We start from the raw sequence: 18,464 nt of genomic DNA, 5'->3' as shown, positions 1-18,464 counted from the left end.
CATGGCTTCGCACAGTTTCAGAGAAACATCCGCCCCATCGCTGTTCTGACCCTGGCGAGTCTACAACCAGCTATAAAGTCGTCCGGGGTTGAATATTCCGTCCGGATCAAACGAGTTTTTCACCCGCTGCTGGATTGTTTTAAGCGCATCGGGCTGGCTGTGCATGACCTCTCCGCTTCGGTCGCCGCCCCGGAACAGGCTTACCTGCCCGCCAGCAGCTCGGGCAAGGGGTTCCATGTCACCAAGCTCTGCTATTCCCCGGTACCAGCGCTGGGCCCCTGCCCAATCGATAAACCAGTCGCCCGCAAGGGTCGGGTTGGCGGCGGTGGAGCCCACGCTGAAGCGCCAGAGAGGCGCATCTCCATTGGTAAAGAATTCGTGTTGCATATCTTGTATGGAGCGCCAGAAAGCATCGCCCTGTTCCATTACCTCGCCGCTCCACTTTTCAGCGGTGGCCTCAACGGCGGTTTTGGCGCCGGACAGGCGGATGTATACCTTGCCGTCAAACCAGCAGGCGGCGGTGATGGGCTTGGGCTCTGCGGCACGCCTGTTCATATAATGCAGCACGTCGTCCGCGGCCATGTCCTGTATCAGGGTGAGGCTGGCGGCCAGGCTGGGCATGACTTTCAGGCTGATTTCAGTGATGGCGCCGAGGGTGCCAAGGGCGCCCGCTTGCAACCGGGACACATCGTAGCCGGCGACGTTTTTCATGACTTCGCCGCCAAAGCGCAGGTGTTCGCCTTTGCCATTGAGCAGGCGTATGCCCAGCACCTGATCCCGCATTGAACCAGCCCAGGGTCTTGCGGGGCCGGAGAGGTTGCAGGCCAGTGTTCCGCCTATGGTGGAGCCGGGGCCAAAGTGCGGGGGTTCAAAGTGCAGTGCCTGGCCCTCTTCTGCGAGCGCGGCTTCAATATCGCTCAGAGGTGTCCCTGCACGCACCGTCATCACCAGTTCCACCGGGTGATAGTCTACGATTCCGGTGTGCCCGCTTGTGTTCAGAGTACCGGCGCCAGGCGCTGGCTCCCGGCCTATGAAGGCCTTGGTGCCACCACCGACGATGTTGAGTTTTTCCCCGCTTGCGCGGGCCTGGAGCACTTGCTCCTGCAGTTGCTGGGAGATATCAGCCATGGGCGGCTTCCGCTGGTTCATGCTTGTGTTGTTTGTACTCAAGGGAGCGGTATTCCTGGCAGAATTTCAGTGCAGGTACGCCCTTACCCGGGTTAAGAATGCCCGTGGGGTCAAAAGCGGCCTTCACCGCGTGAAACTGCTCAAGCTCCTGGTCGTTGAACTGAATAGCCATCTGGCGGATCTTTTCCACACCCACACCATGCTCGCCGGTGATACAGCCGCCAACTTCCACACACAGTTTCAATATGCTGGCGCCAAAGGCTTCGGTGCGCTCGAATTCACCCGGTACGTTGGCATCGAAAAGAATCAGGGGGTGCAAATTACCATCGCCTGCATGGAACACGTTGGCCACGCGCAAACCGAACGCCTCAGACATTGTCTCCATCTCTGTAAGCACCTGCGCAATGTGGCGGCGGGGAATGGTGCCATCCATGCAGTAATAATCCGGAGAAATGCGGCCAACAGCCGGGAATGCCGATTTCCGGCCCAGCCAGAGCAGCGCCCTTTCCTCTTCGCTTTGTGAGGTGCGAACGGAGGTGGCCCCCAGTTTGCGGAATACATCCTCGGCTTCTGCGATGTGCTCGTGCACTTCTTCTTCAGTACCGTCCACTTCGCACAGCAAGAGTGCTTTTGCCTCGCGGGGATAACCGGCACCGGCAAAGTCGTCGGCGGCAACAATGGCATGACCATCCATCATTTCCAGCCCGCCCGGGATGATACCGTGAGAGATAATCCCGCCCACAGCATCACCGGCTTTCTGTACGCTATCGAAACCCGCCATCACCACCTGCGCCACTTCCGGTTTCGGCAGTAGTTTTACCTTCACTTCGGTAACGATGCCCAGCAGGCCTTCAGAGCCAGTCATCAGGGCAAGCAGGTCCATGCCGCAGCTGTCCAGGCCATCGCTGCCTACGGTCACCACATCACCCTCTGCGGTGACCATTTCCACTTTGAGAATGTTATGCACGGTAAGGCCATACTTCAGGCAGTGTACACCGCCGGAATTTTCCGCCACGTTACCGCCAATGGTACAGGCAATTTGTGAGGAGGGGTCCGGCCCGTAGTAGAGGCCGTACTGCGCAGCCTCTTCGCTGATCGCGAGGTTGCGAACGCCGGGTTGCAGGCTGGCGGTTCGCGCCAGCGGGTCGATGTTCAGGATACGGTTGAACTTGGCCAGCGAGAGCACCACGCCTTCTTTATTCGGCATGGCCCCGGCGCTCAGGCCGGTGCCTGCCCCTCTGGCAACCACCGGTACGCCATGTTCATGGCAGATACGCATGATGCGCTGCACCTGCGTTACGGTTTCCGGCAGCACCACCAGCAAGGGCATTTCACAATACATGGACATGCCGTCGCATTCGTAGGGCTTCATGGTTTCGTCATCGGTGATAACGAAATCCGCATCAACAAATGCCCGCAGCTGTTCAGCCAGATCTACTTTGCTGATTTTCGGTTTGGCTGTCATAAGGTCTCCCTCAACCTGTGCGTCTCAACCACGCCGGGTTTCGAAGTAGTCGATCCCCGCCTGAGCACAATCCATATCCTGTTGTGGCGTGCCGGAACTCAGCCCGATGCCGCCTACTACCTCACCATCGACTATTACCGGCAAACCACCGCCAACCGAACTTATCCGCCCGCCCACTTCGGTATGAATACCAAACGCCAGGCTGCCCGGCACGTTTACCGCATTGTATTCGTGAGTGGCTTTTTTGGCCGCGGCGGCTGTGAAGGCTTTGTCCTGGGCAATCGTAACACTGCTGGTCTTGCCTCCGTCCATGCGCTCGAATGCAATCAGGTTGCCGGATTCGTCCACAATGGCAATGCACATGGGTACGCCGATTTCCCTGGCCTTTTCAGCCGCGCCGGCAATCAGCAGTCGAGCCTCGGACAGGTCCAGCCTGTTAATCGTTAACATATTACTCACCTCCACAGAATCAGCCGTAAACCAGCCCTGGCAGCCATGTCACAACACCCGGAATAGCGATGCATACCATCAGACCAAGGGCCTGAATGGCGAGGAACACCAGGGAAGACTTGAAAATAGTGCCCATGGATATTTCCGGCGGGCACACGCCGCGTATGTAAAACAGTGCATAACCGAAGGGTGGGCTGAGAAAAGACATCTGCATGTTGACCAGGTACAGCACTCCGAACCAGAGCACTACATCATCCCCCTCTACCGATGGCAAGCCGAACAGCCCCTCAAACGTCAGGGCCTTCACGATCGGAATAAAGATTGGAACCGCAAGAAGAAGGATACCAACCCAGTCCAGGAACATGCCCAGCACGATCAGCAGCCCCATCAACAGAAACAGGATGCCGTAAGAGGACATGCCTGTGCTGAGAATGGAGTCCGTTACAAACTGCTGGCCACCCTGAAGAATATAGAATCCGACAAACACCGAGGCGCCAAACATGATCCACAACACCATGGCAGAAGCTTTGGCCGTGGTTATTGAGGCTTCACGCAGACCACTTATGTTGAATTTACCGTGCATCATGGCGACTACAATGGCACCAAACGAACCGATACCCGCGGCTTCAACCGGTGTTGCTATGCCGCCGAACAGCAGGCCGAGAACCAGGGCCACAAGAATCAGGGGCGCAATAAGGCCACGGAGCAAGAGCAGTTTTTCCCGCAGGGAAATGCGCTCTTCAACCGGAACGGGAGGCCCGAGACTCGGGTTCAGCCAGCTACGAATCAGAACATAGGCGATATACATGCCGGAGAGCATCAGCCCCGGAATGACCGAGCCCAGATAAAGCTCTCCCACCGACTGCTGTGCCACCACTGCATACAGAATGGCCAGGATAGAGGGCGGAATCAGAATGCCCAGTGTGCCACCCGCCATAATGGAGCCAATAGCGATTTTATGGTCGTAACCCCGCTTTAACATTGCCGGAAGCGCAATAATGCCCATGGTTACCACCGCGGCGCCGATAACCCCGACCATGGCCGCCAGAAGTGTGGAGGCCAGTATGGTTGCGGTCGCCAGGCCGCCGCTAAGCCCACCCATCCATTTGTAGACCACACTGAACATTTCCTCGATCAGCCCGGCACGCTCCAGCATGGACGCCATGAAAATGAACAGGGGAATCGCCGCCAGATCGGAGTTGGTCATCATCGGGAATATCCGGCTGGGCACGATGTTCAACATCATTGAATCGCCCACCAGATAAACGAACAGTACCCCGAGCCCCCCGGTTACGAAGGCCAGCGGTAATCCCATCATCAGAGCCACAAAAAGCGAGCCAAACATCAGGTACGTCAGCGGGCCAATTTCAACACTGGCAAGGCTGCCGGCGAACTTGAACAGGAATTTCTCATCGCTGAACGGATCGTAGAACAGGATATTGATCATCTCGACACAGATGATAAAAGCGAACCCTACGGTGGCCACTATCATCAGCCAGGTGCCGAGCTTGCCCGACAGGCTCGGGCCTGAAGCAGTCGTTGTGCTGGTAGTCATGCAACACGCTCCTGGCCGAGACGGACAAACAGAACAATGTCCTTGATGAACTTGGAGATGCCTGCAAGCAGCAGCAGCGTAGAACCGAGCATCATCATGCCTTTAACCGGCCAGTACTGGATGCCCCAGGTCTCAACGGTGGTTTCATTCATGGCGTAGGAGTTCTCGAAAAAGGTCCAGGACGTGACCATCAGCACCAGCGCAAACACGAAGAAAAACATCGAGGTGAAAATATCCATGCCGATCCGGCCACGCACCGGCAGCAGGTTATAAACCACATCCACGCGCACGTGGGCACCATGCAGCATTGCAAACGCACCCGCCAGCAGGTATTGCATTCCCAGCAGCAGGAAACTGGCCTCATGCACCCACACAGTCGGCTGGTTGAACAGGTAACGCATGATCACTTCGAAAAAATAGAAAACCACCGCATTGACGGTCCAGAAGGCCACAAATTCACCGGACTTCTCGCTGGTCCAGTCAATCAGGCGGGTGAACCAGTTGCCTTCGAAACTCAGGTAAATCAAAGGATCGTCTTCTTCTGCCTGCAGTTCACCCGGCGTCATGCCAGGGTCAGCGGGCTCGCCGCCCCGGGCGCGGGACCACCTGTGCCAAGCCATCATGATCAGCGGCATCACCGCCAGCCAGCCCCAGTACAACCAGTGCGGCATTACAAATCCGAAGCCTTCCAGATCAGACATGTTGTTACTACCTCAGCCAAAAAACGGGGAAGGAGGAACTCCTCTTTTCCGGAGCTGCCCTGCCCTCCCCCACTATGTTTTTATTGTTTTCAGATAACGCAGGCCTACTTGCCCTCGACGCCTTCCAGATCAGACTCGCTCACATAACCAACGGTGTCGTTCATCATGTACTCAAGCTGCATGTCGAAAATTGCGCGTGCATCCTCGTCCTTGTTGGCCCATTTGTACCAGATGGGAATCGCTGCACGGCGGAATTCTGCAAGGTCAGCCTGGCTAAGCCGGGTCACGGTATCTCCGTCGGCCCTGAACTTCTTCATGGCTTCAATGTTGCGCTTCTGAATGGTGAGATAGTGAATCTGGGAGTAATTACGGACTTCATCTTCCACCAGCTTCTGCAGTTTCGGATCCAGGTTGTTCCAGTTCCTCAGGTTGACGGTCAGGTCCATCAGGTCCACCGGCTGATAGATGGACATGACGCCGGGAGGCCCGAACATGATGTAGTCGGTAACCTGCGAGAAACCCAGTTCATAGTTCACCGCAGGGCCAACATAGTCAGCCGCATCAATGGTGCCTTTTTCCAGAGCCGGGAAAATATCGGAGCCCGGCAAGCTTACAGTCGACACACCAAACTGCTGGAACACTTCCGCAACCATTCCACCCGGAACCCGGATCTTCATGCCTTTCAGGTCATTCAGGCTGTTAACCGGCTTTTTGGAGTGGATAATGTTGGAGTCATGCTGGATGGGGCCCACATAAAACAGGCCGTATTTTTTATAGATCTCCCGGGTTTTCTCAAGCATTCCCAGGGAATAGAACATGGTATCCCACTGGTGTGGTTGATCCGGGCCCGCGGGGTAAGAAGACAGGAATACCGAAGCCGGGATCTTGCCCGACCAGTAAAGCGTGAACGGATTCATGCCCTGCAACACACCGTTGCGCACGGCTTCAAACAATGCGTTGTTGTCGGCTGCCACAGCTTTGGCGGGGAACGGCTTGAAAATGAGTTCACCGCCGCTTTTTTCCTCGATGCTCTCGCACCATTCTTCAAACAGGTCATACCCTACGGTACCGGCATCCCAAACCGACTGGATCTTCCAGGTGGTTGCAGCATAAGCCTGGCCTGAACCCATCAGCAGCGCGCCCGTAAAGGCTGCACCAAGAGCGGCGGTTTTGAGAAAGCGTCTGCGCAGCAAGCTTACGCCGGCTTCGCAATGATCTGGGGTGGTCTTGCTGGGTTTCATTGAAGCTTCTCCGTTGAACTTGTTTTTATAGTGGTCAAAGCAACACCGGCATAATGCCCGGTATCAGGGGAATATTCGTAGGCGGCCCGTGTTTAGTCCAGCAGTGAGGGCACTGGTCAGACCAGTTTTTGAATTCGGGAAAATGGACGAATGCCGCCGAATCAGCCATATTCATAGGGCTTGCACGGTATTTGAAGCCAAGAACACATAACAACAATGACAGGGTCCACTGGTCTGACCAGTTGGCATACGGGCAACCTGATGGCTATTGCACAGGAAATTTCCTATCGGCTGGAGCGACTGATTCTCGACGGAGGGCTGGCGCCGGAACAAAAAATACCCTCGGAGCGACAGCTTGCTGAACGCCTGCGGGTGTCGCGCTCGGTTATCCGGGAAGCGCTTCACGAATTACAAGGGCGTGGCGTTATTGAAACCCGCCATGGCAAGGGCTCGTTTGTTTCCTCCATGGTGCCCGGGTCCGGCGATCTGAGCGAACAGGGCCCGCTGATGCACCTGTTCGAAGGCCACTCCAGAACGCTGTACGATCTGCTGGAAGTTCGTGAGCAACTGGAAGGACAGGCTGCATTCCTGGCAGCCCAGCGAGCAACCGGCGCAGACCTCCACAGAATAACCAAAGCCTTCCGCGCACTGGAAGCAACAGACCCACTGAGCAACGCCCGGCCGGATCACGGCTTTCATCAAGCCATTGTGGAGGCGTCGCACAATCCTATTCTGGTTCACGTTCTCAACAGCCTTAAAAACATGATGCTGATGACCGTTCAGGCATCGGTTGCCAACCTTAACCCACGGGCCGAGATGCGGAAAAAGATTGTCCAGCAGCATCGCCAGCTCTATGACGCTATTCTTGCCGGCAAACCAGCCACGGCCCAGAAGGTTGCCACCGCCCATGTGCGCTTTGTCAGCAGGACCATGCGCGACATGGAAAACCAGGGCGGTACGCTGATCCGTATTCCGGTAGAACGGGACACATCAGACAGCCACCCTGGCAACCAGGGCTGAAAGCTGCAAAATGCTTGCATTGAACACTCATTACGCCACAATAAGTCGCTGAAAAGCCGGAAAACTGTGTGTAAAAGGTATTGATTTCCACCTCCACAGTCCGTAAAACAAGCGCCTTTGATTAACAGCCGCAGGAGCCCCCCATGGCGGACCAAGCACCTTTGATCTGCAGGGATATACACAAAACCTTTGCCGAGCTTGAAGTGCTCAAAGGCATTTCACTGGAGACCCGCAAAGGGGACGTGGTTTCCCTGATCGGCAGTTCCGGCTCCGGCAAAAGCACCTTCCTGCGCTGCATCAATCTGCTGGAAACTCCTACCTCCGGTGACATTATTGTGCACGGCGATCCGATACGGTTTACCCACAACCGCAAGGGCGAACGGATTCCCGCTGACAACAAACAGGTAGAGCTGATTCGCGCCAAGTTGTCCATGGTCTTCCAGAGCTTTAATCTCTGGTCACACATGACGGTGCTGGAGAACATTACCGAAGCGCCCATCAACGTTCTCAAGGTTCCCAAAAAAGAAGCGATTGAACGCGCCGAAGCCTACCTGAATAAAGTCGGCATTTATGAGCGCAAGGATTATTATCCGGCGCAGATGTCCGGCGGCCAGCAACAGCGTGCGGCCATAGCCCGGGCGCTGGCCATGGAACCGGAAGTCATGCTGTTTGATGAGCCAACCTCGGCGCTGGATCCGGAACTGGTGGGAGAAGTGCTGAGGGTTATGCAAAGCCTGGCCGAGGAAGGCCGCACCATGATCGTAGTGACTCACGAAATGGCGTTTGCCAGGGATGTGTCGACCCAGGTGCTGTTTTTGCACCAGGGTGTTATCGAGGAACAGGGAACACCCGAGAAAGTGTTTAACCACCCGGACTCGGAACGCATGAGACAGTTCCTGGCTCCCAAGTTTTGATATGCAGTGCTATCGTAACCATTGTTGGATGGAAAATTTCCACAAAAAAATAAAGCCTAAAGGCAATCCACTGGAGAAGTGACACATGAAAAAACTGATGATTGCAGCAAGTTGCGCCCTGGCCATGTTTGCCGGTGGCGTCCAGGCAGAAGGTCGTGACCTGCGCATTGCGTTCGACGTACCTTATGAGCCGTTTGAATACAAAGATGAAAATGGTGAGCTGACCGGTTTTGAAGTGGATCTGGCCGCTGCCATGTGTGAAGAAATGAAGGCAGACTGCGAGTTTGTGATCCAGGCATGGGACGGTATGATTCCTGGCCTGCTGGCACGCAAGTTCGATCTGATCATGTCTTCCATGTCGATCACCCCGGAGCGGGCGGAGCGGGTGCTGTTCTCTGAACCCTACTACAACACACCCGGCGGATGGTTTGGCCCCGAAAGTTTCAATGCCGACGTGACCGACATGGATTCCATGAAAGGTAAAACCGTAGGTGTTCAGCGCGGCACTACCATGGATACCTATGTGACCGAGGAGATGAGCGGTGTAGTAACCATCAAGCGTTACACCACCGCAGATGACATGGTTCTGGATCTGGAAGGCCAGCGTCTGGATGTGGTGTTTGTCGATTACCCGGTCGGCGAGCAGACCGTTCTGACCAAGGACGGCTTCAAGGAAGTCGGCGAGCCCGTTAAGCTGGGCGAAGGCGTAGGTGTTGCCATGCGCAAGCGTGACAAGGACATTGCCGAAGAGGTGAACGCTGCCCTGCGCAAGCTCAAGGAAGATGGCACCTACGACGCCATCATGAAAAAATACTTCGCTTACGACGTAAAGGTCTGATAATACCAGCCTTAGGGGGTAGCCTTTCGGCTGCCCCTGACTACCGGACACTCCCATGTTTGATCTGAAAGGCTATGGCCCGGAACTGCTGAGCGGAGCAGTTGTCACCATAGAACTTGCCTTCCTGTCGCTTGCCCTGGCACTGGTTCTCGGGCTGATCGGTGCGGCTGCAAAGCTGTCAAACAGCCGTGTAGCTGTTGGCGTTGCCACCATCTACACCACCCTGATTCGCGGTGTTCCCGACCTGGTGATGATGCTGTTGTTCTATTATGGTGGCCAGGTGGGGGTGAACATGCTCTCGGACTATATCTGGGAGACTTACGAAGTCGATTTTTTCTTCCAGTTTAACCCGTTCATTTCCGGGGTCATTACGATTGGTCTGATTTTTGGCGCCTACATGACGGAAACTTTCCGGGGGGCCTTTCTCGCCGTTGAAACCGGCCAGATTGAAGCGGCCCGGGCTTACGGATTCAGCAAATGGCACACTTTCCGCCGGGTAATGATCCCGCAGATGTTGCGCCATGCCCTGCCCGGTATTGGTAACAACTGGCAGGTACTGCTCAAAACCACAGCGCTGGTTTCCATTATTGGCCTCACGGATATGGTGCGTGTGGCAGAAGAAGCGGCCAAGGCGGAGCGCATGCCGTTCCACTTTTTTATTCCGGTGGCGTTTGTGTATCTGGTTCTCACGGCAGGCTCAGAGTTGTTCATCAAGTGGCTCGATAAACGGGCTAACGCCGGCGTGATTCAGGAGACCTGATAATGCCACCCGACTTTATTGCCGCCTGGCTTAACAAAAACGAAATATTTACCGCCATGACCATCATGGAATACTGGGACGGGATGGTTACGACCGTTCAACTGGTATTCCTTTGCCTGGTTATAGGACTTGCCTTTGCGGTTCCGCTTGCCATTCTGCGCACGGTTAAAAATCCGTTTGTGTCTGGCCCGGTATGGCTTTACACCTATCTTTTCCGTGGCACGCCGCTGCTGATTCAGCTTTATATTATCTACTACGGTATTGCGCAGATTCCCGGGATTCAGCAAACCTTCTGGTGGGAAATTTTCCGCGAGCCGTTCTACCCTGCGCTGCTGGCTTTCTCTCTGAATACCTGCGCCTACACCACGGAGATTATTCGTGGTGCGATTGTTTCAACGCCACACGGTGAGATTGAAGCAGCGAAGGCTTACGGCATGAACTGGTTTATGCGGATGCGGCGGATTGTGCTGCCCAGTGCCGCACGGCGGGCAGTTCAGGCCTACTCCAACGAGGTTATTTTCATGCTGCATTCGAGTGCGATTGCAAGCGTGGTAACCATCGTGGATCTTACCGGAGCAGCGAGGAATATCTATTCGCGGTTTTATGCGCCGTTTGAAGCGTTTATTTTCGTGGCGCTCTGCTACATGGCGCTGACGTTCATCCTGGTGTTTGTGTTCCGTAAGATTGAAAATCATTTGTTGCGGCATCAGCGGCCTGCGGGTTCCTGAGTTTTCATCGACCATCAAAACTCCACTCTGTGCAAGGTCTGGCAGGGCATTGCCTCCCGGGAGACGCTACGAGCACCCCTGCGGGGTCCGGCCAGCAATCATAGATTGCTGTCGTTCGGCGGCGCATGAAGCTACGCTTCATAAACGCTTGCCTCACCCATGTGCGCTTGACTGAAGCCATCCATGGCTTCAGACACTCCCGGGAGGCAATGCCCTGCCAGACCCCAGACTTGTTTCGGGGATTCTATGGCTGCGTATCAGGATCTTTTCAAATACAGTTCTGACTGGCTAGTACACACTCTCGCCAACGCCACAACAGACCTTCCGGAAGTCAAAACCACGCTTCCCGATGGCACTCGCATAAGTCGCAAAGCCGTTGGTGTTCTGCATATCACACCACCGTCCAACCGCAAAAACCCCAATCAGGAAGCCTTGATTATCTCCGCAGGCATCCACGGCAACGAAACCGCGCCCATTGAAGTTCTGAACGCCCTGCTCAGTGAGTTGCTGAACGGGGAGTGGCAGTTGGCTTGTCCGTTGCTGCTGATTCTGGGCAACCCGCCGGCCATGGTGGCCGGGGACCGGTTTATGGAGGTAAATCTCAACCGGTTGTTTAACGGTGCCCATGGCAAGTCTGAGTATGATGGGCTGCCAGAAGCGGCGCGGGCGCAGTTTCTTGAGGAAGCCTGCCGCCAGTTTGCCATGGCGCACCCACAAGCCCTTTCCCACTATGATTTACATACAGCTATCAGGCCATCCCGGCGGGAGAAGTTTGCACTTTACCCGTTTGTAGAAGGCCGGCAGGTGCCGGAGGAGCAGTGTGATTTTCTGCTGGAAGCCGAGGTGGAAACCCTGTTGCTGCAGCACAGGGAAGGCACGACGTTTTCGTCGTTTTCCTCATCCTTGCTGGGAGCTGAAAGCTTTACCGTGGAGTTGGGCAAGGTAAAACCTTTTGGCATGAATGACCTGGCGCGATTTGAAGGCATCAAAAAGGCCCTGCGGCGGCGTTTTTGTGGTGAACCCCGCCCGTCAAAGCAGCCACCTTTTGACCATCTCACGGTGTTTGAGGTGGTTTACGAGATTCTGAATACCGGGAAGAACTTCCGGTTTCATGTGCCGGACGATGTGGCCAATTTTACCGAGTACCCGCCGGGTACCGTCATCTGGGAGGATGATGATACCTGCTACCGGGTTGAGCTCTCTCCCCAGGCGATTGTATTTCCGAACCCGGATGTGCCCGTTGGCCAGCGCGTGGGCCTGTTGATCAGGCCCAGGTGAACTGCAGAGCGCGAAGCACTCTTCAGGTATTACGCCGGAGCGTTTTCCGGCTCGGCGACTTTCACCCTGATCAGCTGTGTACACACCGCCGGGATGACCAGCAGGGTCAGTACGGTTGACGCCAGCAACCCGGAGATAATCGCCCAGGCCATGGGCGGCCAGAGTGTAGAGCTGGAAAATGCCAGTGGCAGCAGGCCGGCCACGGTGGTTGCGGTGGTCAGCAGGATGGGCCGGGTTCGTTGAATGACGGCTTTGCGCATGGCTTCGTGAATGTTCTCGCCATTCTCCAGTTCCCTGTCCATCACGTCGAGCAATACTATGGCGTTGTTCACCACTATGCCCACCAGGGCAATCACCCCGAGCAACGACTGGAACCCGAAAGGTGAACCGGAGAGCACCAGCCCCGGGAATATGCCTACCGTTGCCAATGGCACTGTCAGCAGGATGATCCCGACGCGCCGGAAGGAGTTAAACTGCAGCAACAGGAAGAACAGCAGCAGCAACACCCCGATTGGCGCCGCGGTTAGCAGGGCGCTGTTGGCATCACCGGAACCTTCTGCATCGCCCCCCATTTCCAGGCGCGTGCCTGCAGGCAATGGACTGGCTGCCAGAGAACGCTCAAGGCCGTCCAGTGCCTGGCTGAAGCTGTAGCCTGCCAACAGGTTGGCGGTGACGGTGTTAAGGCGCGTACCGTTACGCAAATACCTCGCAGCCGGTTCCCAGCTGGTTTCAACACTGGCAACAGCGGAAAGCGGAACCGCTTCGCCCCGGGCGTTGTATATGTTCACTGAAAGCAGGCGCGCCAGCGGCAATGACGTGCCTTCCTGCGACCTGAGCACCAGTGGGATCGGGTCTTTTTCCTGGCGATAGCGCTCGGCCACAACACCAAAACTCTGCCCGTACAGGCTCTGGGCCACATCAGCTCGGGTCAGCCCGTACCTGGCAGCAGTGGCGTCGTCTACATTGATCGCAATGCTGGGCACACCAATGTCCAGATCGTGCCGCACATCCACTGTACCTTCCACCTGGCGCAGCGCACTGAACACCTGCTCTACCGCGCTGGTGCGGGTTTGGTCATCGGCATGGTAAACCCGCACCTCCACAGGCGCGATGCTTGGTGGCCCCTGCCCGAGCACCCCCACGCTTACATCCAGCTCGGGCATTTGTTCATTCACATGGGTGCGAATCCACTGGATCATGTCGGTGGTATCTCCCAGTGTTGGCGTACTCACCACTAGCCGGCCCCGATTGGGGGCTTGTGGTGCGCGCTGGAGATTGTAGTAGAAGGCCGGGCCGGTAAAACCGACAAATCTGTGAATACTGACTGCATTGGGCCGGCTGCGTATTGCCTGTTCCAGGTTGGCAGCCGCTTCGGCGGTGCGCGACTGGTCTGTGCCCTCGGGCATGAACAGTTCAACAATCACCTTGGGCCGGTCTGCCTTGGGAAAGAACTGCTGGGCCATGAACCCGGTCGTTGCCACACTGACCGCAACCAACAGGGCACCGGTGGCAATCAGGCGGCGCGGGTGGCGATACACTAACCCACCAAGAAACCGCGCCAGCCCGATCAGCCTGTCGGCCTCGGCATTGCGCCGGGGTTTTAGGAAGCGCGCGGCCAGCAGGGGCACCACCGAAATGGCCAGCAGGTAACTCACAGACAGTGTGAGCATGATCATCACCGGAACGCCGCGGGTAAAATCTGCCGCACCGCCTTTGGCAAGCAGGAGCGGCGCAAAGGCTGCGAGTGTGGTGCCGGTGGAGGCTCCCAATGGCCCCGCAAGTTCACTGACGGCCCTGCGCAGGGCATCCAGGCGGCGCATACCGTTATCCAGATGCCCCTGGATGTTTTCAACGATCACGATGGCGTTGTCGATCAGAATGCCCAGAGAGATCACCATACCGATCACCGCGATCTGGTGCAGCACACCACCCCCAAGGTCATACAAACCGATACTGATCAACGCAACCATGGGCAGAATGGAAGCCACCAGCAGGCCCATCCGGATACCCATACCGGTGAACACCACCGCTACGATGATCAGAACAGAGAGAACCAGGCTCCAGGCCAGATTATCGAGACGCTCCGAGACCTTGTCCGGCTGGAAGAACATTTCGCGGATTTCGTAGGGCTCAAAGTCCGGGCGTATCTGATCAATACGCTCCCGCACACGCTCACCGAAGCGAATCGCGTCGGTGGTACCCTCTTCCATAATCAGCGACAACAGCACAACCCGTTCGCCATCAAACCAGGTTTCCGGCTGGCGGGGTTCGGCGGGGCCTCGCCATACATCTGCAGCCGCCGCCAGCGGAACCTGAGACCCATCGGGAAGCTCAATGGGGGTGGCGCGAATAGCATCAATATCTGCAAACTCGGTATTTGGAAGCACGGAGAGCCGGCGGCCATCCACTACCACGAAACCGCCGGGTGTGGTCTGGTTGCGCTGGGCCACGGTTTGCAGAATCCGGGCCGGTGCGATACCCATGCGGTAAAGCGCTGCGTCATCCAGAGCCAGGGTAATCTGCTCATCGGTATCCCCCTCCAGTTCAATACGGGAAACACCGGTCAGGTCGGAGAGGTTCTGTTTCAGTCGCTCCGCCACATCCGTCAGTTCGCTCACCGAAGGCGAGCCGCCAATTGCCAGCACTATCGCCGGGTTATCAATCAGCCGGTCGTCCAGTTCCATCTGGCCAACGTCGTCGGGAAAATCCTGTTTTGCACGCTCCATGGCCTGGCGCACACGGTCCCAGGCGGGATCTGTATCATAGATGTCATCGTTGAGGCGCAATCGAACCAGCGCGACACCGGTGCGGGCAGTGCCCTGGGAAACATCGACTTCTTCCACCTGGCGAAGCTCATCGGTCAGGGGCCTGAGAACCAGCCGCTCTACGGCGTCGGCACTTGCCCCGGGGTAGCTCACGCTAACCAGGCCGGCCCGGTAAGGAAAGGACGGATCTTCCTGGCGCGGCATGGTGCTGTATGCCGCAATACCCAACAGACACAGCATGGTAACCACCATGCCCAGCAATCGTTGATAATTGAGCAGCCGGCGCGTCACTGGCGCACCTCCACGGCATCACCGTCTACCAGGCGGGTTGTACCAGCGTAAACCACCTTGTCACCCGGTTGCAGCTCACCCGTGCGCACCACCACACGTTCGCCAACCACACGCTCGACCTCTATCGGCACCCGCCGCGCAATACCGTCGCGTACCCGGAATACCGTCATGCCCCCGGCGCCGCGGATCACCGACAGCAACGGCACGGTGATTGCCGATTCCCTTACCGGCGTAATGCCCACTTCAACCGGTTCGCCGGTATCAAGCGTATTAACCGGAAGGCTGACCAGAACCGGGTGAAGCTCGCCACGGATGGCGCCGGCCTGGGCAATTTCAACCACTGACCCGGTTACCGGTGCCTCGTTTCGATGTTGCACGGACCATACCGGCAGCTGCTGGTCCACCGACACATGAGCCAGCAAATACGCCGGAACACGCACCTCCACTTCCTTGCCCTCGGGTGACGACAAACGCATCACCGGCTGACCCGCTGCCACAAACTCATCATTTTCTACCAGCAACGCCTCCACCCGCCCGGCAAACGGTGCCCGCAATGTGCTTTCCTGCAGCAGTTGCGTCGCTTCAGCCAGTGCGGCCTCTGCCGTTGCTACGCTGGCTTTGAGAGAATCCCGCCGGGCCGCAAGCTGCTCAAGGCTCTGCTCGGACACTACCCCACGTTCATGCAACCGGCTTGAACGCTCCCATTCCCGCCGGGCCTGATCGTAACCAGTATTCAGCTCATCCAGCTTGGCTTTGGCCGAATCCCGAGCCGGTTCCAGCGCCGGATTGTAAACACGGGCAAGCACATCACCCGCAGCAACGGTCTGGCCCAGTTCAACAGCCCGCTCTTTGAGCGTTCCGCTGACCTGAAAGGTCAGTGTGGCCCTCTGGGTCGAGCGCACAATACCGGAAAAGCGCAGGGTAATTTCCTGGGCCTCGCCCCCGGTAACCTCGGAAACACGCACAGACACCCCCTGCCCACCAGATGCCTCCGGCGTATCATTGGCTTTGCAACCAGCCAGACCAAACAGGGAGGCAGCAGAAAATACAAGGGCAACAGGGAGGCGCAATGATGTCATAAGGTATCCTTTCGTCCTTGCTCGAGTTGGTATTGATACCGCATCCTGCGGACATCCTGGTGGTTGATTGCGACATAATGTCATTCTTTGACATTATGTCAATAATCAGCTTTCATCCACCAAATGCCAATGTCCTTCAGACAGCCCTGCAAGCGATCCTGATGGGCCTGATGTATCTGACGAGAGAGCCGGAATGACTGAACCTTTAAAAACGCGCCGCGAACGGGAAAAACAGGCCCGCTACGATGCCATTCTGGATGCAGCAGAGCAGGTATTCGCGGAAAAGGGCTACGAGCGCACATCCATGGATGACATTGCCCGCACAGCCAGCCTCAGCCGGGCACTGCTGTACGTGTACTTCAAGGACAAAGCCGCAATTCAGCGGGGGATTATGTTACGGGCCGGTCACAGCCTGTTGGAACGTTTCCGACGAGCCCGGCAAACGGCCAGTACCGGGTTGGCGCAGATACGGGCCATGGGAGAATCCTATTACCGCTTCTATGTGGAGGAACCGGACTATTTCTCGGCACTGACCAAGGCATCGACCGCCATGGCGGAGGCCGATGAAGCCCAGGCCATGGCGATGCTGTGCTCGAAATCGGAGCTGATGGGGCTGATGACCGAAGCCATTGAACTGGGGCTTGAAGACGGAACCATGAGCCGCGAGCGTATTCGCAACCCGGAGCAGACTGCCCTTTACCTGCGCGGAGCCCTGCACGGCACCATACTGTTGTGCCAGTCGGAAACCAGCGAGAGAGCCAGTGAGAGCAATAGTGAGAGTGGCGGCCATTTTCCCGCCGGGGAGCTTATCCGCCACACCATGGACATGCTGACCTCATCCATCGCAGCTTCCTGAAAAGCGGGCGGAACAGGTTTAAAGCTGGAAATCGTAGATGGAGCCCAACCCCAGAATGCCGGTCAGCTCATCCAGGGCCTTGCGCACTTCCTCCAGCAACATGGGGTCGGCCAGGTCTTCCCCGGCAAGCTGGTCACGGTAATGGGCTTCAACCCACATAGTCAGGCGTTCGTATAGCGCATCGGTCAGGATCACGCCCCCGTGCATGGCCTGCAGTTCATCGTCATTCAGCACCACCCGCAAACGCAGGCAGGCCGGGCCGCCACCATTGCGCATGGACTGCTTCACGTCAAACACCTCCACCGCCGTAATGGGCCCGCCAGTGTCCAGCAGTTTATCCAGATACTGACTGACGGATGAAACCTCCCGGCACTCACCGGGAACCGCCAGCAACATTCCATCGGGGGTGTTCAGTAACTGGCTGTTGAACAGGTACGAGGCGACGGCATCCCCGATGGGCACTTCGGCACTGCTTACCCGGACAGCCTCCAGTTCAGCGCCGGTAAGACGTGCCCGGATATCTGCAAGCACCTGCTCCTCGTTCAGAAACGCCATCTCGTGATAGAACAGCGTGTTGCCATTGCCCACGGCAATGACATCGTTATGGAAGACGCCGGCGTCAATGGCCGCCGGATTCTGCTGGGCGAACACCCGGTTGCGGTCTTTCAGGCCGTGCAGGCGGGCAATGGCCTGGGAGGCTTCCAGGGTTTGCCTGGCCGGGAATGTTTGTGGCCCAGGCGCCTGATCATTGAACGCAGCCTGACCATACACAAACAGCTCCACCCCCGGCTCACCGTACTGGCCACAGAACCGTGTGTGATTGGCTGCACCCTCATCGCCAAAATGGCTGACCGACGGCAATGCAGGATGGTGCGCAAAGTAACCTGCGTCTGCAAAGATGGATTTCAGGGAACGACCGGTCACGGTATGTTCTATGGAGCGGTGGAACTTGGCGCTCAGATTGGCCGGCGTGAAATGCACCCGGTGGTCAGAGGTATCGGCGCTGGGTGAAACGGTTGCCGCATTGGCCGTCCACATTGCAGAAGCGGAGGAGACTGCAGCCAGAATGGACGGGTTGGATTTGGCAACCTGCTCCAGAACCTGTGGGTCTGTACCGCTGAACCCCAGCGCCCGCAGCGATGGAATGTGGGGGCGCTCATGGGGCGGCAGAATGCCCTGAACATAACCGCGGTCCGCCAGGCGCTTCATTTTGGCCAGCCCCTGAAGTGCCGCTTCCCGGGGATTGGACACCGCATTCACATTGGATTTGGAGGCCACATTACCCCAGGACAGGCCTGCGTAATTGTGAGTCGGGCCAACCAGGCCATCAAAATTTGCTTCTACCGCGTGCTTTGCCATGACTGGGAATTCCATCCGGTTTCAGGAAACAAGCCT

The 18,464-nt window shown here is 56.9% G+C and carries 16 protein-coding genes; 7 read left to right on the top strand and 9 right to left on the bottom strand.

Features of this window, described 5'->3' with window-relative positions; all coding sequences use genetic code 11:
- Positions 1-60: 60 nt before the first annotated feature.
- From glcE to dctP, 6 genes are all read right to left on the bottom strand, one after another.
- A complete protein-coding gene (gene glcE / locus CDH48_RS00370; RefSeq protein ID WP_100687171.1) occupies positions 61-1,128 on the bottom strand; it encodes a glycolate oxidase subunit GlcE in 1,068 nt (355 codons plus the stop codon).
- Positions 1,121-2,593, bottom strand: a complete 1,473-nt coding sequence (locus tag CDH48_RS00365; protein WP_100686731.1) for an FAD-linked oxidase C-terminal domain-containing protein — start codon at positions 2,591-2,593, stop codon at positions 1,121-1,123. The genes glcE and CDH48_RS00365 overlap by 8 nt, the downstream gene beginning before the upstream one ends.
- Before the next feature lie 24 nt (positions 2,594-2,617).
- On the bottom strand, positions 2,618-3,043 hold the full coding sequence (locus CDH48_RS00360; protein ID WP_100686730.1) for a GlcG/HbpS family heme-binding protein: 426 nt from the start codon (positions 3,041-3,043) through the stop codon (positions 2,618-2,620).
- Positions 3,044-3,062: 19 nt separating this feature from the next.
- Complete coding sequence (locus tag CDH48_RS00355; protein WP_100686729.1) at positions 3,063-4,598, bottom strand: TRAP transporter large permease; 1,536 nt, start codon at positions 4,596-4,598, stop codon at positions 3,063-3,065.
- On the bottom strand, positions 4,595-5,299 hold the full coding sequence (locus CDH48_RS00350; protein WP_100686728.1) for a TRAP transporter small permease subunit: 705 nt from the start codon (positions 5,297-5,299) through the stop codon (positions 4,595-4,597). Before CDH48_RS00350 ends, CDH48_RS00355 begins: the two co-directional genes overlap by 4 nt.
- A 104-nt stretch (positions 5,300-5,403) precedes the next feature.
- Positions 5,404-6,540, bottom strand: a complete 1,137-nt coding sequence (gene dctP, locus CDH48_RS00345) for a TRAP transporter substrate-binding protein DctP (RefSeq protein ID WP_100686727.1) — start codon at positions 6,538-6,540, stop codon at positions 5,404-5,406.
- A 261-nt stretch (positions 6,541-6,801) separates the two neighbouring features.
- On the opposite strand from dctP, the gene CDH48_RS00340 reads away from it, so the two are divergent.
- From CDH48_RS00340 to astE, 6 genes are all read left to right on the top strand, one after another.
- Complete coding sequence (locus CDH48_RS00340) at positions 6,802-7,560, top strand: FCD domain-containing protein (protein WP_100687170.1); 759 nt, start codon at positions 6,802-6,804, stop codon at positions 7,558-7,560.
- A 143-nt stretch (positions 7,561-7,703) separates the two neighbouring features.
- On the top strand, positions 7,704-8,474 hold the full coding sequence (locus CDH48_RS00335; protein ID WP_100686726.1) for an ABC transporter ATP-binding protein: 771 nt from the start codon (positions 7,704-7,706) through the stop codon (positions 8,472-8,474).
- 85 nt (positions 8,475-8,559) lie between these two features.
- The gene (locus tag CDH48_RS00330) at positions 8,560-9,312 is read left to right on the top strand and encodes a transporter substrate-binding domain-containing protein (protein WP_100686725.1); all 753 of its coding nucleotides are present in this window, start codon (positions 8,560-8,562) and stop codon (positions 9,310-9,312) included.
- 55 nt (positions 9,313-9,367) lie between these two features.
- On the top strand, positions 9,368-10,072 hold the full coding sequence (locus CDH48_RS00325; RefSeq protein ID WP_100686724.1) for an ABC transporter permease: 705 nt from the start codon (positions 9,368-9,370) through the stop codon (positions 10,070-10,072).
- Positions 10,073-10,074: 2 nt separating this feature from the next.
- Positions 10,075-10,800 (top strand): ABC transporter permease, encoded by a 726-nt coding sequence (locus CDH48_RS00320; protein WP_100686723.1) that lies wholly within the window; start codon positions 10,075-10,077, stop codon positions 10,798-10,800.
- Between the two features lie 246 nt (positions 10,801-11,046).
- Positions 11,047-12,078 (top strand): succinylglutamate desuccinylase, encoded by a 1,032-nt coding sequence (gene astE / locus CDH48_RS00315; RefSeq protein ID WP_100686722.1) that lies wholly within the window; start codon positions 11,047-11,049, stop codon positions 12,076-12,078.
- Positions 12,079-12,107: 29 nt separating this feature from the next.
- On the opposite strand, the gene CDH48_RS00310 is transcribed toward astE, so the two are convergent.
- The gene (locus tag CDH48_RS00310; protein WP_100686721.1) at positions 12,108-15,134 is read right to left on the bottom strand and encodes an efflux RND transporter permease subunit; all 3,027 of its coding nucleotides are present in this window, start codon (positions 15,132-15,134) and stop codon (positions 12,108-12,110) included.
- Entirely contained in the window at positions 15,131-16,213 is a 1,083-nt protein-coding gene (locus CDH48_RS00305; RefSeq protein WP_100686720.1) for an efflux RND transporter periplasmic adaptor subunit, read from the bottom strand. The genes CDH48_RS00310 and CDH48_RS00305 overlap by 4 nt, the downstream gene beginning before the upstream one ends.
- 193 nt (positions 16,214-16,406) lie before the next feature.
- On the opposite strand from CDH48_RS00305, the gene CDH48_RS00295 reads away from it, so the two are divergent.
- Entirely contained in the window at positions 16,407-17,069 is a 663-nt protein-coding gene (locus CDH48_RS00295) for a TetR/AcrR family transcriptional regulator (protein WP_100686718.1), read from the top strand.
- Between the two features lie 18 nt (positions 17,070-17,087).
- On the opposite strand, the gene astB is transcribed toward CDH48_RS00295, so the two are convergent.
- Positions 17,088-18,428, bottom strand: coding sequence for an N-succinylarginine dihydrolase (gene astB / locus CDH48_RS00290; protein ID WP_100686717.1), 1,341 nt, complete (start codon positions 18,426-18,428; stop codon positions 17,088-17,090).
- Positions 18,429-18,464: the final 36 nt, after the last annotated feature.

Origin of the sequence: Marinobacter aromaticivorans (genome assembly GCF_002806975.1) — a bacterium.
GTDB classification, from domain to species: domain Bacteria; phylum Pseudomonadota; class Gammaproteobacteria; order Pseudomonadales; family Oleiphilaceae; genus Marinobacter; species Marinobacter aromaticivorans.
This window is presented reverse-complemented; position numbering and strand designations above follow the sequence as displayed.

Coding starts and splice junctions, on each gene's coding strand:
- glcE (WP_100687171.1), bottom strand. CDS start 1,128: ATGGCTGATATCTCCCAGCAACTGCAGGAGCAAGTGCTCCAGGCCCGC.
- CDH48_RS00365 (WP_100686731.1), bottom strand. CDS start 2,593: ATGACAGCCAAACCGAAAATCAGCAAAGTAGATCTGGCTGAACAGCTG.
- CDH48_RS00360 (WP_100686730.1), bottom strand. CDS start 3,043: ATGTTAACGATTAACAGGCTGGACCTGTCCGAGGCTCGACTGCTGATT.
- CDH48_RS00355 (WP_100686729.1), bottom strand. CDS start 4,598: ATGACTACCAGCACAACGACTGCTTCAGGCCCGAGCCTGTCGGGCAAG.
- CDH48_RS00350 (WP_100686728.1), bottom strand. CDS start 5,299: ATGTCTGATCTGGAAGGCTTCGGATTTGTAATGCCGCACTGGTTGTAC.
- dctP (WP_100686727.1), bottom strand. CDS start 6,540: ATGAAACCCAGCAAGACCACCCCAGATCATTGCGAAGCCGGCGTAAGC.
- CDH48_RS00340 (WP_100687170.1), top strand. CDS start 6,802: ATGGCTATTGCACAGGAAATTTCCTATCGGCTGGAGCGACTGATTCTC.
- CDH48_RS00335 (WP_100686726.1), top strand. CDS start 7,704: ATGGCGGACCAAGCACCTTTGATCTGCAGGGATATACACAAAACCTTT.
- CDH48_RS00330 (WP_100686725.1), top strand. CDS start 8,560: ATGAAAAAACTGATGATTGCAGCAAGTTGCGCCCTGGCCATGTTTGCC.
- CDH48_RS00325 (WP_100686724.1), top strand. CDS start 9,368: ATGTTTGATCTGAAAGGCTATGGCCCGGAACTGCTGAGCGGAGCAGTT.
- CDH48_RS00320 (WP_100686723.1), top strand. CDS start 10,075: ATGCCACCCGACTTTATTGCCGCCTGGCTTAACAAAAACGAAATATTT.
- astE (WP_100686722.1), top strand. CDS start 11,047: ATGGCTGCGTATCAGGATCTTTTCAAATACAGTTCTGACTGGCTAGTA.
- CDH48_RS00305 (WP_100686720.1), bottom strand. CDS start 16,213: ATGACATCATTGCGCCTCCCTGTTGCCCTTGTATTTTCTGCTGCCTCC.
- CDH48_RS00295 (WP_100686718.1), top strand. CDS start 16,407: ATGACTGAACCTTTAAAAACGCGCCGCGAACGGGAAAAACAGGCCCGC.
- astB (WP_100686717.1), bottom strand. CDS start 18,428: ATGGCAAAGCACGCGGTAGAAGCAAATTTTGATGGCCTGGTTGGCCCG.